1 pseudogene is annotated in these 557 nt (G+C 52.1%); it reads left to right on the top strand.

From position 1 onward, the window contains the following. Positions 1–557: pseudogene (locus H9625_RS17485) on the top strand (AAA family ATPase); the annotation flags it as partial.

Consider the following 557-nt stretch of genomic DNA (forward strand, 5'->3'; position numbering starts at 1 on the left):
AAGGTTACTGAAGAAGGGATGCTGGACATGCTGAAGCACCGGTATGACGGCTATCACTTCAGCGGCAACCTGACGGATGTGTACAATCCGTTCAGTCTGTTGAACGCGTTTGCCAAAAAGGCACTCCGTGACTATTGGTTCTCCAGCGGCACACCCACCTATCTGGTCCGCCTGCTGAACCATACGCAGGAGGATCTGAACGGAATGACCGGCAAATATTACGAGGACAAGGAGTTTGTCGATTATAAGGCGGATGTGGAAAAGCCCCTGCCGATGATTTACCAGAGCGGATACCTGACCATCAAGGGCTACGACAGTGATTTCGGTACATTCCTGCTCGACTTCCCGAACAACGAAGTGAAGAGCGGCTTTGTATCGTTGGTTGCTTCCAGTTATTTGCAGCCTCAGGAAAACCTGGGCGGCTGGATACGGAGTGTGGTTGTTTCCATGCGTCAAGGCGATTTGGAACAACTCCGCAAACTGTTCACCTCGTTCCTTGCCGGCATCCCGTACTCAATGCGTGCTAAGAAGGACGAGGCGGAGAAGGAACGCTTCTT

It is taken from the genome of Phocaeicola intestinalis, from assembly GCF_014837065.1.
Lineage (GTDB): Bacteria > Bacteroidota > Bacteroidia > Bacteroidales > Bacteroidaceae > Phocaeicola > Phocaeicola intestinalis.